This is a genomic window from Saccharopolyspora oryzae, assembly GCF_027853915.1.
Lineage (GTDB): Bacteria > Actinomycetota > Actinomycetes > Mycobacteriales > Pseudonocardiaceae > Saccharopolyspora > Saccharopolyspora oryzae.
The window spans coordinates 101537-114946 of sequence record NZ_JAQGLA010000016.1 but is presented as its reverse complement, the minus strand read 5'-3'; the positions used below and the strand labels follow the sequence as shown (position 1 = coordinate 114946).

At 68.9% G+C, this 13410-nt stretch carries 11 protein-coding genes; 4 read left to right on the top strand and 7 right to left on the bottom strand.

Annotated elements, in window-relative coordinates:
• Positions 1–170 precede the first annotated feature (170 nt).
• Positions 171–1130, bottom strand: coding sequence for a CPBP family intramembrane glutamic endopeptidase (locus OU415_RS13975; RefSeq protein ID WP_270949150.1), 960 nt, complete (start codon positions 1128–1130; stop codon positions 171–173).
• A gap of 112 nt (positions 1131–1242) precedes the next feature.
• Positions 1243–3348, bottom strand: a complete 2106-nt coding sequence (locus tag OU415_RS13970; RefSeq protein WP_270949149.1) for a transglycosylase domain-containing protein — start codon at positions 3346–3348, stop codon at positions 1243–1245.
• Positions 3349–3627: 279 nt separating this feature from the next.
• Here OU415_RS13970 and OU415_RS13965 point away from each other — a divergent pair, with 279 nt between their 5' ends.
• Positions 3628–4008 carry a hypothetical protein gene (locus OU415_RS13965; protein WP_270949148.1) on the top strand — a complete coding sequence of 127 codons (381 nt, stop codon included), beginning with the start codon at positions 3628–3630 and terminating at the stop codon, positions 4006–4008.
• On the opposite strand, the gene OU415_RS13960 is transcribed toward OU415_RS13965, so the two are convergent.
• Together OU415_RS13960 and OU415_RS13955 are read right to left on the bottom strand one after the other, a co-directional pair.
• Positions 4001–4399, bottom strand: coding sequence for a hypothetical protein (locus OU415_RS13960; protein WP_408641847.1), 399 nt, complete (start codon positions 4397–4399; stop codon positions 4001–4003). The two genes, OU415_RS13965 and OU415_RS13960, sit on opposite strands and share 8 nt — an antisense overlap.
• A 108-nt stretch (positions 4400–4507) precedes the next feature.
• Complete coding sequence (locus OU415_RS13955) at positions 4508–5659, bottom strand: MFS transporter (RefSeq protein WP_270949146.1); 1152 nt, start codon at positions 5657–5659, stop codon at positions 4508–4510.
• A 146-nt stretch (positions 5660–5805) separates the two neighbouring features.
• On the opposite strand from OU415_RS13955, the gene OU415_RS13950 reads away from it, so the two are divergent.
• Complete coding sequence (locus tag OU415_RS13950; protein ID WP_270949154.1) at positions 5806–7050, top strand: M14 family zinc carboxypeptidase; 1245 nt, start codon at positions 5806–5808, stop codon at positions 7048–7050.
• Between the two features lie 85 nt (positions 7051–7135).
• Here OU415_RS13950 and OU415_RS13945 read toward each other — a convergent pair whose 3' ends face one another.
• Together OU415_RS13945 and OU415_RS13940 are read right to left on the bottom strand one after the other, a co-directional pair.
• The gene (locus OU415_RS13945; protein ID WP_270949145.1) at positions 7136–7891 is read right to left on the bottom strand and encodes a DUF6319 family protein; all 756 of its coding nucleotides are present in this window, start codon (positions 7889–7891) and stop codon (positions 7136–7138) included.
• An 82-nt stretch (positions 7892–7973) separates the two neighbouring features.
• A complete protein-coding gene (locus OU415_RS13940) occupies positions 7974–9470 on the bottom strand; it encodes a flavin-containing monooxygenase (protein ID WP_270949153.1) in 1497 nt (498 codons plus the stop codon).
• An 84-nt stretch (positions 9471–9554) separates the two neighbouring features.
• Between OU415_RS13940 and OU415_RS13935 the strand changes: the two genes are divergently transcribed.
• Positions 9555–10166 (top strand): TetR/AcrR family transcriptional regulator, encoded by a 612-nt coding sequence (locus OU415_RS13935; protein ID WP_270949144.1) that lies wholly within the window; start codon positions 9555–9557, stop codon positions 10164–10166.
• A 156-nt stretch (positions 10167–10322) separates the two neighbouring features.
• Positions 10323–11126 (top strand): hypothetical protein, encoded by an 804-nt coding sequence (locus OU415_RS13930; protein WP_270949143.1) that lies wholly within the window; start codon positions 10323–10325, stop codon positions 11124–11126.
• A 66-nt stretch (positions 11127–11192) separates the two neighbouring features.
• On the opposite strand, the gene OU415_RS13925 is transcribed toward OU415_RS13930, so the two are convergent.
• Positions 11193–13406: a 3-hydroxyacyl-CoA dehydrogenase NAD-binding domain-containing protein gene (locus OU415_RS13925; RefSeq protein WP_270949142.1), complete on the bottom strand. Its 2214-nt coding sequence runs from the start codon at positions 13404–13406 to the stop codon at positions 11193–11195.
• Positions 13407–13410 lie beyond the last annotated feature (4 nt).

Here is a 13410-nt window from a genome sequence, read left to right as displayed (position 1 = left end):
CGCCTGGACTCCGGGTGCCCACCCTTATGTATGCCAATACACGGCGGCTGGGCCGTCCTCGCCAGGCGAACGCTGAGAACCCGCGGCGGTGCAAGCGCCGAGGGTGGGCTATGCGCCTGCGGCGCATCAAAGACGAAGACCAAAAGCCAAGGTAATCAGACTGCTGGGCGTCACCGGCGGCTGCGGCGGTTGACGCCGGCGGTGAGGCCGGGCTTCTTCTCCTCCGGGAAGGTCACCGGGAGCTTGCCGAACAGCATCAGCACCAGGATCAGCAGCCCGAGGACGATCCAGCCGCTCCAGCCGAGCAGCCCGACCGACACGTTGTCGACCGGGTGGCCCGCCTGGCCGAAGATGATGGTCAAACCGGCTGCGGCGTTGAGGAAGCCGTGCGCGATCGCCGGCGGCCAGACGCTTCCGGTGGTGAGCCGGAGCCAGCCGAGCAGCGTGCCGACCAGGACGCAGAAGCAGAGCATCATGATGAACGCGACCACGATCGGCACGTTCGGGTAGTTGAACCCGAGGATCAGCACCGGCGCGTGCCAGAGCCCCCACAGCACACCGGTGGTGAGGAACGCGCCCGGCTGGCCGAGCGGCAGCAGGGCCTGCACCAGGTAGCCGCGCCAGCCGAGCTCTTCGCCCAGCGCCGAGAAGACCTGCAACCAGCCGAGCCCGAAGACCTGGGCGAGCTGGATCAGCGCCAGCGTCCCCGGCGAGGTCTGCTGCTCGGCGCCGATCGGGCCCGACCCGAACTGCTCGGCCAGACCGGAGAAACCGGTCCAGTCGGCGTGGTAGACGCCGAGCAGGTCGCCGACCAGCAGCGCGAGCAGCATCGCCAGCGGCGGCCCCAGCCACGCGATCAGGACGTACGGCCACCACTTCTTGATCCCGCCCGGATTGGTCAGCCCGACGCTGCGCAGCAGCTTCGGCTTCGGGCTGATCCACTTGTTCACCACCAGCGCGGCCACCGCGGGCATGAACATCATGGTGAACAGCACGACGGGTGCCCAGGTCCACGACAGCCCTTCGCCGGTCAGCCACAGCGGCAAGGTCAGCAGCCAGGCCGGCAGGTAGGCGATCGCGACGAAGCTGACGACGCCGCGAACGTCGACGAAGTCTTGCTCGGTGCTCACGGAAGCATTCTGCCAACCGATTCTGAGGCGCAGCTGAGCACGCGAATCCGGCGCGAAAAAGGGGAACCTCCCGGTCAAAGCTCGACCGGGAGGTTCCCCTTCTCAGTTCCGATTAACCGGGCAGCGGTGCGACCGGGAGGCCTTCGTGGATCTTGGTCATCGCCGCGAACCAGGTGCGCGCCGGCACCTTGCCGCCGTAGATGTTGCCGCCGTTCTTGCCGCACAGGGTCGGCGGCGCGTCGCCGCCGCTGTCGCAGATGCCTTGGGGTCGCGCGCCGTCGGCGTAGGTCAGGACCGCGCCCGACATCTGCGGGGTGGCGGCCAGGAACGCCGCGGACTTGTGCTCCTGGGTGGTACCGGTCTTGCCGATCATCGGCCGGGACCAGCCGACGGCCTGGGCGGCCGCGCGGGAGGTGCCCTCGGTGTCGTCCTTGCTCATGCCCTGCGCCAGCTGCGCGGCCGTCTGCGGGGAAACCGCCTGCTCGCACGGCGCCTCGGGGAGCTGGACCGGGTTGCCGTTGCGGTCGGTGATCTCCTCGATCGGCGTCGGCGGGCAGTACACGCCCTCGCTCATGATCGTCGCGCCGACGTTGGACAGCTCCAGGACGCTGGTCGGCGTGTAGCCGAGCGTGAACGCGCCGCGGTTACCGTTCTTGACCGCATCGGCCTGGGACGGCCCGTTCGAACCGTCCTCCTTCAACGTCTGACCGGACGAGTTGACCCTGGTCATGCCGGTGCGCAGGCCGAGCCTGGTGGCCATGTCGACGACGTTGTTCAGCCCGGCCCGCTCGGACAGCGCGACGAACGCGGTGTTCGGCGAGGTCGCGAGCGCCATCTGCAGCGTCCGCGGCCCCGGCTGCACGCCGTCGGCGTTGCCGACCGTGTAAGGCGCGGTGCCGTTCTTGTAGACGCGCGAGGTGTACGAGGCGGGCACGTCAATCACCTCGTTGATGCTCATGCCCTGCTCGATCGCCGCCGCAGCGGTGAACACCTTGTAGACCGAGCCCGCGCCGAACGGCTGCACCCGGCTCACGATGTCGTAGGCGGTCTGCCCCTTGCTGGCGTCGTTGCCGTAGTCGCGGTTGGCGACCAGCGCCCGCACCTTGTGCTTGTCCTTGCCCGGTTCGACGACCGCCATCGCGTTGGCGATGCCTTCGGTCTGGGTCGGCACCTGGGCCTCGGCGGCGGCCTTGGCCGCTTCGGTGGACTTGCGGTCGAGCGTGGTGCGGATGGTGTAGCCGCCGGTCTGCAGCTGCTTGCTGTCGATGCCCATCCGGTCGAGGTAGTCGGTGACGTAGGTGCAGAAGAAGCCGTCGGTGGTGCCGTCGCCGACGCCGACGCAGCCGTTCGGCGGACGGCCCAGCGGGGACAGCGTGTTGAGCGGCTCGTTCTTGGCGATCTCGGCGTCTTCCTTGGTGATGAACTTGTTGTTCATCGGGTCGGTCATCAGGTCGATGACGAGGTCGCGCCGCCGCTTCGCGTCTTCCGGGTTGCTGTTGGGGTTCAGCGATCCCGGCGCGTTGACGATCGCGGCCAGCAGCGCGGACTGGGCGATGGTCAGCTTGTCCGGGGTGGTGCCGAAGTAGGTCTGCGAGGCGGCGCCGACGCCGAAGGTCTGGTTGCCGAAGGGCACCACGTTGAGGTATCCGGTGAGGATCTCCTCCTTGGTCATGGTGCGCTCGAGCTCGGTGGCGATCTTGGCCTCGCGCAGCTTCCGCGCGATCGTGGTCTCCTTGGCCTTCTCGGCCTCGACCGGGTTGTCGGAGCCGGCGACCACGTGCACGAGGTAGTTCTTCACGTACTGCTGGGTGATCGTCGACGCGCCCTGCGCGGCTTCACCGCTGCTGACGTTCTTGGCCAGCGCGCGGACCGTGCCGTGCCAGTCGACGCCGCCGTGGTCCCAGAAGCGCTTGTCCTCGACCGCGGTGATCGCGGCCTTCATGTACTCGGAGATCTGCTCGGGACGGGTGTCGACGCGGTAGTCCCGGAAGAAGTAGGCGATCGGTGCGCCGTCCTTGTCGGTGACCGTCGAGACCTGCGGCATGTCCTGCCGCGCCAGCGAACCCGACATCTTCGACATGGCGTCGCTGGTCTGGTTGACCATCGCCCCGGCGCCGGTCGCCATCGGCAGCAGCAACGCCGCCACCAGCACGCCGGCCAGGACGCACAGCCCGAACATCTTCAACAGCACGCCGCTGCGCACGCCTGCCCCAATCATCAAGTGTCCACCCGGCTCGACCACCGACCGCAGGTCGAAACCCCCACCTGGAATCCGTCTCGCCGGTTCACCGACCGGCCGGAGAACATCCCGTCGACGGCCGCATCAGCAGCACCGGACGACGCCTCGTTCTCTCCACGGCCAACCAGTTCCGTTGATATCACACCGCCCGGTTGGAGCGACGATGCACCGAACGGTCCAGCAGCCCGGATCACGCCCACCGCGAGGGCGCTGATCACTACACTTGGTGACCAGCCGAGCCGATCGCGTGGAGGAGAAATGACCGATCCTTTCCTGGATTCGCTGGCCACCGCACTCGCCGGGCAGGCGGCGACCGCGTTGGGCGCGGCGGGAAAAGCGGCGCTGGTGAAGGTCCGCGATCTGCTCAAGCGGAGGTCGGAACGCGATCCTGAGACGAAGGCCGCACTCGAAGCCGCCGAAGCGGACACCGCGGACCGACCGCAGATCAAGGCGCTCGCCGAGCGGCTGGACCAGGTGTGCGCGGAGGACGCGGAGTTCGCCGAGGAGCTGCGGTCGGAAGGCGCTGCGGTGCACAACGACGTCTCGGCTGCCGACGACAGCGTCGTCAACATCAACCACGGGCAGGTCAAGAACCTGGTTCAGACCCGCGAGTTCAACGGCAACATCACGTTCAACTAGCGCGGGAGTCGGATTCGTTCAGCTCGGCGAGGTACCTGTTGTACTCGGCGAGTTCCGGATCTTCGTCGGCCTCGACGCGCGGCGCCGGCGGCGGCACGAGCGGCCGCTTCCGGCGCACTTCGGGCTGCTCCGCGGGCTTCTCCTCGGCGACTTCGGGATCGGCTTCCTCGCGCTCCCGGGCGAGGTCCATGCGCATCACGCGGATCCACAGGAAGATCGTGAACGCGCCGAACAGCGGCCACTGCAGCGCGTAGCCGAGGTTCTGGAAGCTCCCGCCGGCTTCGTGCGCGCGATCCCACTGCCACACGGCCAGGAAGACGGTGCCGATGGTGGCCGCGATGAACAGGGCGTGCAGAAGCAGCCAACGCGGGGTCAAGAGGCTGCGGAACACACTTCGCATTCTAGGCGCTCGCGCCCCGCCGCAACCTCCGGCTTCATCACGCACCGCGCACGGCACCGATCCGAACTCCTTTCGGCACCACCGGGAATGTGCGCTCAATCACAACTGCTGGCGGCGGCCGAAGGCGAGCGGGGTGCAGAGCCCGATCAGCACGGCCATGATCACGAAGGTGACCGGATATCCGGACAACACGATCAGAACGCCGAAACCGAGCGAACCGAGCCCCTGGCCCGCGTCGTAGGCGATGTTCCAGGCGGTGCTGGCCACCCCGGAGTCGGTCCGGTCGAACATCATCACCAGCGTCGTGTTCTGCACCGCGCCGAACCCGCCGCCGAACGCTGCCGCACCGACCAGCGCCACCGGATCCGCGTTCGACGCGGCGACCGCGAGCAGCGCGGCACCGAGACCGGACAGCAGCACCGACGGGACCAGGATGCGGCGCTGGCCCAGCCGGTCGCCGAGCTGCCCCGCTCCCCATCGGCCGAGCATCGTGGCGGCACCGAAGGCCATCAGCGCTGCCGGCGCCAGCGATTCGTCGATGGCCAGCGGCAGGAAGGCGACGATGCCGCCGGCGCCGATGGCCACGGTGGTCATGACCGTCCAGGACGGCACCAGCGCGAGCGGGAAGGTCGTGGTGCGCGAGCCGCCCGCCGGTTCGCGCGACCGCACGCGGGACATGCCGAACAGCGCGGCCGTGGCGGCGACCGGCAGGGCACCCGCGATCCAGAACAGCGGAGCGAAACCGATCTGCTGGGTCAACCACACCCCCACCGGCAGGAAGGCGACGTTCGGCAGCCCGACCGACAGCCCGTACAGCCCGGCGGCCCGACCGCGCTGCTCGACCGGCACGAGCTCGGCCACCAGGGCGGCGCCGGTCACCGTGAGCAGCCCGAAGCCGATGCCCCGCACGCTCGACACCCCGAGCAGCAGCCACATGTCGCTGGACAGCGCGTACAGCGGCGTGGGCAGGCCGATGAACAGCGTGCCCAGGCCGAAGGCGATCCGGTGGTCGATGCGCTTGAGCAGCCACGGCATGCACAGCTGCGTGATGACGGTGATGAGCATGAACACGGCGTTGGTCGCACCCGCCGCGACCTCACCGGCACCGCCGGCCACCGCCCACAGCGGCAGCACCGGCATCAGCAGGATGTACCCGGCGAAACCACCGACGGTCGCTACCAGCAGCAGCCGGAACGAGCTGCGCTGCAGGGGTGTTCTGTTCCGCTCACGTGGTTCGACCGAGACTCGCACTGGTCTTTGATAGGCCCGGACCGCTCCCCCTGTCCAGCCTGTCCACTCCCTGCGCGGACGTCCGAGATGCCCACTGCTGGCCGATTGTCGCCTTTCGTCCGATCGGTTTGGCTGTGATCCGTTCCAGCAACGGCAAGGAGTCCTGCATGCACCGGATGCGAGTACTGGCACTGGCCGCCGTGGTCGCGGGGTCGGCGTTCATCCCCGCGACGGCCACCGCCCCACCGACGGCGGCCGCGCCACCGCCGTGCAGCGAGGAGCCGCGCGAGAACCCGATCTCGGAGTTCACCAGCTACGACGAACTGCTGGTCGAGCTCGACCGGATCGAACGGGTCAGCGCGGGCCGGGTCGCGGTGGAGAAGGTCGGCGAGTCCAACCGGGGACGCGACATGCTGGCCGCTCGCGTCGGCACCGGCCCGAAGGTCGTGCTGATCACCGCCGAGATCCACGGCAACGAGAAGACCGGCCCGGACGCGGCGCTGGACCTGCTGGACTACCTCGGCACCTCGGATTCCGCGCACGCCGAGCAGATCCGCGAACAGCTGACCGTGGTGGCCATGCCGAAGATCAACCCCGACGCGGGCGCCCTGGACCGGCGCGGCAACGACATGACCTGGGAGGAGGCGCAGTCGCGCTTCCCGCAGCTGGCGACCGCGGAAGCACCGTGGAACTACTACACCGGCCAGCGGCAAGGCGACGACTACTCGCAGCGCCCCGGTTTCGACGTCAACCGCGACTACAACCCGGACCTGGACTACCAGCCGCAACCGCAGGACTTCCCCGGCGCCAGCGAGAAGCCGGGCTGGTTCCTCAGCCCGGAGACGCAGACCGTGCGCGACGTCTACAAGTCGCTGCAGGCCGAGTTCGGCGCGGTCGACACCTACGTCGACCTGCACCACCAGGGCGCCTGCTACACGGTTCCGGGCACCGACCGCTTCGTGACGATGAGCCTGTCCGGCAAGTTCGTGGCCGACCCGAGCACCCCGGCGGGCGCGGCGCACGCCGACTTCGCCGACACCTTCCGGCCGGAGTACTCCAAGCAGCTCAACGTGGCGGCCTACAACGCGCTGCAGGAGGCGGCGAAGAAGAACCCCGACTTCGGCAACATCACGCTGTACCCGCAGGACATCGACCTGCCCGGCACGGGTTTGGGCGCGTTCCAGCTCAACGGCAGCGGCGCGGTGCTGTTCGAGGTGCGCGGCCAGACGCAGAACCTCGGCGAGCAGCACCGGGGAATGCTGACCCGGACCGTCTACATCGGACTGGACGGGATCCTGTCCTCGATCGCCAGCGGGCAGGTGGAGAACCTGGATCCGGCGGCGTACGACCAGATCCCGCCCACCGACCGAGGTCCGCAGACCAAGAGCTCGATCACCGAGATCGAGAACTGATCGACTGACGGAACGAGCGGAGTTCGCGCCGGGTCGTGGCGCGGACTCCGCTCGCCGGTTCAGCTGGTCGCACCGAGAAGTCCGCTCAGGAACGCAGGTCGTCCAGGGCGGCTTCGGCCGCGGCGAGCTCCGCGCGGAGCTGCTCGACCTTGGCCTTCTGCTGCTCCCGAGCAGCCTCGATCAGCGGCTCCACCGCTGCCGCGACGTCGTCGTGCAGGACCTTCGCCGCCTGCGCCACCGCACCGGCCTGCACCTGCGTCGGCTTCAGCACCCGCTTCTTCGGCGTGCTGACCTCGACGCTCCACTGGCCGTCTTCGTCGGCCGTGAGCGTCACGGTCGCTCCGCCGACTGCCTTCGGCGGGCGCGGCTTCCGCTTCGCCGCCGCCGTCCCGGCGCCCGGCTTCGCCGTGCTCGGCTGCGCTCCGCCTGCGCTCGGCTTCGCCGTCGCTCCGGACTCCGCGGCCGGCTTCGCCGCGGTCCCCGCGGGCTTCGCCGGGGAGGCGGGCTTCGCCGCCATCATGGCCGAGCTCCGCGGCAGCGTCGCTCCCGCTGGCTTGGGCTTGGGTTCCGGCTTCGCCGGTTTCGCGGGCTCCGCCGCTGCGCGCTTGCGCGGCGGTTTGACCTTCGTGACTTCCGCTGCGGAGAAGGACAGCACGTCCTTCGAACCGGCCGGCCGGACCTGGATGAAGTCGCCTTCGGCCGGTTCGTCGAGCGAGATCACCTTGCCCGAGCGCCCTTCCGGGACGCCGACGGCGGAGCCGGTGAACCACACCGTCGGCGTGGTCCCGGAGTTCAGCTCGTCACGGATCTCGCGCAGTTCGTCGGAAGTCAGCGGTGACATGGCCATTCCCTGCTCAAGGGTGAGCCCGGTGGGGGCTGCTCGGCAACAACGCCGCCACTATATCGAACGTCCGTGCGAACTCTCAACGACCCCGCGCGGCGGTGATCTCGAAATCCGCAGGATCGGCCTTTCGGGTGCGCAGCCAGTACTTCCACGTGAAACCGGGCCACACCGTGCGGTTGACGCCGTTCTCGTCGAGGTACCAGCTGCGGCAGCCGCCCGCCGACCACACCGCGTCGCCCAGCTCGGACTGGATCTCGCTGTTGAAGTCGTCCTGCACGGACTGGCGGACGTCGAGCTGCCCGATCTCGCCGCGGCAGATCTTCTTCAAGCACCCCACCGCGTAGTTGAGCTGCGACTCGATCATGAACACCACGGAGTTGTGGCCGAGCCCGGTGTTCGGCCCCAGCAGGAAGAACAGGTTCGGGAAGCCGGAGACCGTGATGCCCAGGTAGGCCTCCATCCCGTTGCGCCACACGTCCTGGAGCTTGCGGCCGTCGCGGCCGACGATGCTCAGGTCGTCGAAGGCGTCGGTGACGTGGAAACCGGTGCCGTAGATGATCGCGTCCACCGGGTGCTCCTCGCCGTCACCGGTGACCACCGAGTTCTTCCGGACCTCGGCCACGCCGCTGGTCACCAGGTCCACGTTGGACCGGTTCAGCGCCGGGTAGTAGTCGTTGGACAGCAGGATCCGCTTGCAGCCCATGGAGTAGTCGGGGGTGACCGCTTCGCGCACCTTCGGATCCTTGACCACCGAGCGGATGTAGCGCTTCGCCAGGTGCTCGGCGATCCTGCCGAGACGCTTGTTGAACACCGCGAAGTAGCGCGCTTCCAGCGTCCAGTAGAGCGCGTTGCGGACGGCCCGCTGCGCGAACGGCACGCGGCGGAAGATGCGCTGCACGGATTCGGGGACGGGGTGGTCCGGCTTGGGCTGGACCCACGGGGGCGTCCGCTGGAACAGGTGCAGCCGCTCGACCTCCTTGGCGATCTGCGGCACGAACTGGATCGCGCTGGCGCCGGTGCCGATCACCGCGACGCGCTTGCCGGCCAGGTCGTAGTCGTGGTTCCACTCGGCGGAGTGGAACACCTCGCCCTCGAAGTCCGCCACGCCCGGCAGTTCCGGGTAGCTCGGGATGTGCAGGGCGCCGACGCCGGAGACCAGCGCCTTGCCCAGGTACTCGGTGCCGTCCTTGGTGGTCACGGTCCAGGTCTGGGCGGACTCGTCGTACTCGGCGCCGGTGAACTCCACGCCGTAGTGGATGTGGTCGCGGACCCGGTACTTGTCCGCGCAGTGCTGCAGGTAGTCCTCGATCTCGCCCTGCCTGGCGAAGGTCCGCGACCAGTTCGGGTTCTGCTCGAAGGAGAAGGAGTACATCATCGACGGGACGTCGCAGGCGCAGCCCGGGTAGGTGTTGTCGCGCCAGGTGCCACCGAGGTCTTCGGCCTTCTCCAGGACGATGAAGTCGTCGATCCCGGCCTGCTTGAGCTTGATGGCCATGCCCAGGCCGGAGAACCCGGTTCCCACGATGACCACCGAGGTTCGGTAACTGCGCTGGTCCTTCGACTGCCGTTGCGCCATCAGGGCCTCCTCGGACACCGGCACGAGTGTATCTACTCCGCAGTAGGCTACTACGAGTAGGTTACTTGCGGTAGGGTTGTTTTCGTGCAGATCCAGCAGGCATCGACCCCCCGCCGCAAGCGGATGTCGCGGGCCGAGCGAGAGCAGCAGATCCTCGACGTGGCCGAAGGGGTGTTCGCCGCCGAGGGCTACCAGGCGACCTCCATGGACGACATCGCCGCGCGGGTCGGCCTGTCCAAGCCGATGCTCTACGAGTACTTCGGCTCCAAGGAGGGCCTGCTGCTGGCCTGCCTGCAGCGCTGCAAGCGCGAGCTGATCGAGGCCAGCACCGTCGCGGCCGCGGGAGCCGACAGCCCCGAGCAGCTCATGCACGACTGCCTGCTGGCGTTCTTCAAGTTCGGCGACGACCACGCGCAGTCCTGGGCGCTGCTGCGCAACGAGTCCGCCGTGCCGAGTGCTTCGGTGAACTCCGAGCTCGAGGGAATCCGCTTGCAGCAGCGGGACTTCACCGCGGGCCTGCTCGCGGCGGCCCGCCCCGACCTCGACCAGGAGCAGCTGGAGGCCTACGCCGAAGCGATCATCGGCGCCTGCGAACGGCTCGCGCTGTGGCGGGAACACCGCCCCGAGGTGACACCGGAGAAGGCCACCGAACACCTGATGGCCCTCTTCGCCCCAAGCCTCACCCCGGGCCCCTGATCAGCGCCTGAAGTCACTCGTTCGGGTCGTTTGTCGCTCGGCAGGGTCAAGGTCGTCTTTCTGATCTCCGATGACGATTCCGCCGTACCAACGCATCCGACCCTAGGAGAACAGACCTTGCGCCCCTGGACCACGCGCACAGTAAAGGCAGCCGTTGTGGCCGCGGGGTTCGCCGCAGTCGGTACCGGTGCCGCCTCCGCTGCGGAGACCACCGACCTGCCGAAGCCGGACCTGTCGTCGATTCCTGACCAGGTCGGTATCACCGCCCCGGTCAACGCCTGCCAGATGCAGAAGGGCCCCGGGTTCAGCCCGGTCAAGGCCCCGTGCGCGGACGCGCAGCTGCAAGCCACATCCCCGAACCTGATCAAGCAGGTCGGGACCGAGATCACCGAGGCCGGTCACGGCGTCGCCGGTGAGCTGCAGGACGGTCGTCCGCCGCTGGCCCCCGGCAAGGCGAACCGGGCGCTGAGCCACGTCTTCGCCGCCGGCAACGACGTGACCGGGAAGATGACCAAGGAGCGCCCGACCATCGGCGTTTCGGCCGCCCCGGAGAACATCGGCGTGCTCCACGAGAAGAACGCCGACTCCACCCTGCTGGACGCCGAGGTCGGTCCCCGCAAGCCCGACCACCAGGGCGTGTCCGCGGCCGACACCGCCGTCGACGTGACCGCCGCGCAGGGCTTCGAGTCCGAGCCGGTGGCCAGCCCGGTCGGCGTGGTCGCCCCGACGCTGCAGCGCAACCCGCTCAACGCGCCCGGCGAGGTCATGCCGCTGCCGAAGCCGGACCAGCTCGTGCCCGCGGTGGGCAAGATCCCGCCGCTGGCCGCGCTCGACCAGGGCCTGGGCAGCGGCGCCGACCAGCTCTCGGGCGAGCTCACCAGCCGCGTCCCCGCGAAGCCGGTGCACCAGATCACCGGTTCGCTGGACCCGGCGGTCCAGAAGGTCAAGAACCTCCTCTGAGACCGGCTGCTGCACGAAAGCGGCCCCGGATCAAACAGATCCGGGGCCGCTTTCTCTTGCAGCTGATCAGGCAGCCGTGGCGGAGACGATTCCGCTGTCCGGCTCACCGATGTCGAGCGGTTCGCCCGCCTCGGCGCGCTTCACCAGGGAAGCCGGCGGGTTGAAGCGGTCGCCGTAGCGCTCGGCCAGTTCCTTGGCGCGGGCCACGAATCCGGCCAGGCCACCGGGGTAGCCGTTGACGTACTGCACGACGCCGCCGGTCCAGGCCGGGAAGCCGATGCCGAAGATCGAGCCGATGTTGGCGTCCGGCACCGAGCGCAGCACGCCCTCGTCGAAGCACTTGACGGTTTCCAGCGCCTCCACGAACAGCATCCGCTCCTGGAGGTCCACGATGTCCACTTCGGACGGATCGCGGTCGGTGCCGAAATGCTCGACCAGCCCCGGCCACAGACCGGTGCGCTTGCCGTCGGCGTAGTCGTAGAAACCGGCGCCGCTGGAGCGGCCCTTGCGGTCGAACTCGTCGATCATCCGGTCCAGCACCTGCTCGGCCGGGTGCGGCGTCCAGGTGCCGCCCGCCGCCTCGACCGCGCGCTTGGACTCGTCGCGGATCCGGCGCGGCAGGGTGAAGGTCAGCTCGTCGAACAGCTGCAGCACCGGCGCCGGGAAACCGGCCTGCGAGGAGGCCTGCTCGATCGACGACGGGTGGATGCCCTCGGCCAGCATCGACACGCCCTCGTTGAGGAAGGTGCCGATGACCCGGCTGGTGAAGAAGCCGCGGCTGTCGTTGACCACGATCGGCGTCTTCTTGATCTGCTGCACCACGTCGAACGCGCGGGCCAGCGCCTTGTCGCTGGTGTGCTCGCCGCAGATGATCTCCACCAGCGGCATCTTGTCCACCGGCGAGAAGAAGTGCAGGCCGATGAAGTCCTCGCGGCGCCGCACGCCCTCGGCCAGGCCGGTGATCGGCAGCGTCGAGGTGTTCGAGGCGATCAGCGCGTCACCGTCGACGACGTCCTGGATCTCGCCGTAGACCTGGTGCTTGAGCTTGGTGTCCTCGAAGACCGCCTCGATCACCAGGTCGCAGCCGGACAGCGGCTCGACCTGGTCGGTGGGCGTGATGCGGGCCAGCAGCGCGTCGGACTTCTCCTGGGTGGAGCGGCCGCGGGCGACGGCCTTCTCCTCCAGCTTGACCGAGTAGTCCTTGCCCTTCTCGGCCGCTTCGAGGGAGATGTCCTTGAGCACCACCTGCATGCCGGCCTTGGCGCAGACGTAGGCGATGCCCGCGCCCATCATGCCGCCGCCGAGGACGGCGACCTTCTTGGCCTTCCAGGTCGGCTCACCGGACGGGCGGCTGCCGCCGGAGTTGATGTGCTGCAGGTCGAAGAAGAACGCCTTGCTCATGTTCTTCGCGGTCTGCCCGCACACGAGTTCCACGAAGTAGCGGCCCTCGATGGTCAGCGCGGTGTCGAAGTCGACCTGCGAGCCCTCCACCGCGGCGGCCAGGATGTTCTTCGGCGCGGGCAGCGGGGCGCCCTTGAGCTGCTTGCGCAGGTTCGCGGGGAACGCGGGCAGGTTGGCGGCGAACTTCGGGTTCGACGGGGTGCCGCCGGGGATCTTGTGGCCGGGCTTGTCCCACGGCTGGGCCGCCTCGGGGTTGGCCTTGATCCACTCCTTGGCGCGCTCCAGCAGCTGCTCGGGGGTGTCCACGAGCTCGTCGACGATGCCGACCTCGACGGCCTTCTCCGGGCGCAGCCGCTGCCCCTGCAGCAGCACGTTGAGCAGCGCGTCGGCGATGCCCAGCAGCCGGACCGAGCGGACCACGCCGCCCGCACCGGGCAGCAGGCCCAGGGTGACCTCGGGGAACCCGAAGCGGGCCTTGGGGTCGTTGAGCGCGATGCGGTGGTGGCAGGCCAGCGCGATCTCCAGGCCGCCGCCGAGCGCGGTGCCGTTGAGCGCGGCCACGACCGGCACGCCGAGGGTTTCCAGGCGGCGCAGCTGCTGCTTGACGCCGGCGGTGCTCTCGGCGACCTGCGCGGCGTCGGCCTTGCGGGCCTGGACGAGTTCGCGCAGGTCACCGCCGGCGAAGAAGGTGCTCTTCGCGGAGGTGATGACGACGCCGGTGATGTTCTCGCGCTCGGACTCCAGTCGCTGCAGGGTTTCGTCCATGCTGCGCTGGTAGCGCGTGTTCATGGTGTTGGCCTGCTGCTGCGGGTCGTCCAGGGTCAGCACGACGATGCCGTCGGCGTCGGAGGACCAGCGGATGGTGTTCTGCTCGCTCATGTGT

Coding starts and splice junctions, on each gene's coding strand:
- OU415_RS13970 (WP_270949149.1), bottom strand. CDS start 3,348: ATGATTGGGGCAGGCGTGCGCAGCGGCGTGCTGTTGAAGATGTTCGGG.
- OU415_RS13965 (WP_270949148.1), top strand. CDS start 3,628: ATGACCGATCCTTTCCTGGATTCGCTGGCCACCGCACTCGCCGGGCAG.
- OU415_RS13950 (WP_270949154.1), top strand. CDS start 5,806: ATGCACCGGATGCGAGTACTGGCACTGGCCGCCGTGGTCGCGGGGTCG.
- OU415_RS13945 (WP_270949145.1), bottom strand. CDS start 7,891: ATGTCACCGCTGACTTCCGACGAACTGCGCGAGATCCGTGACGAGCTG.
- OU415_RS13940 (WP_270949153.1), bottom strand. CDS start 9,470: ATGGCGCAACGGCAGTCGAAGGACCAGCGCAGTTACCGAACCTCGGTG.
- OU415_RS13925 (WP_270949142.1), bottom strand. CDS start 13,406: ATGAGCGAGCAGAACACCATCCGCTGGTCCTCCGACGCCGACGGCATC.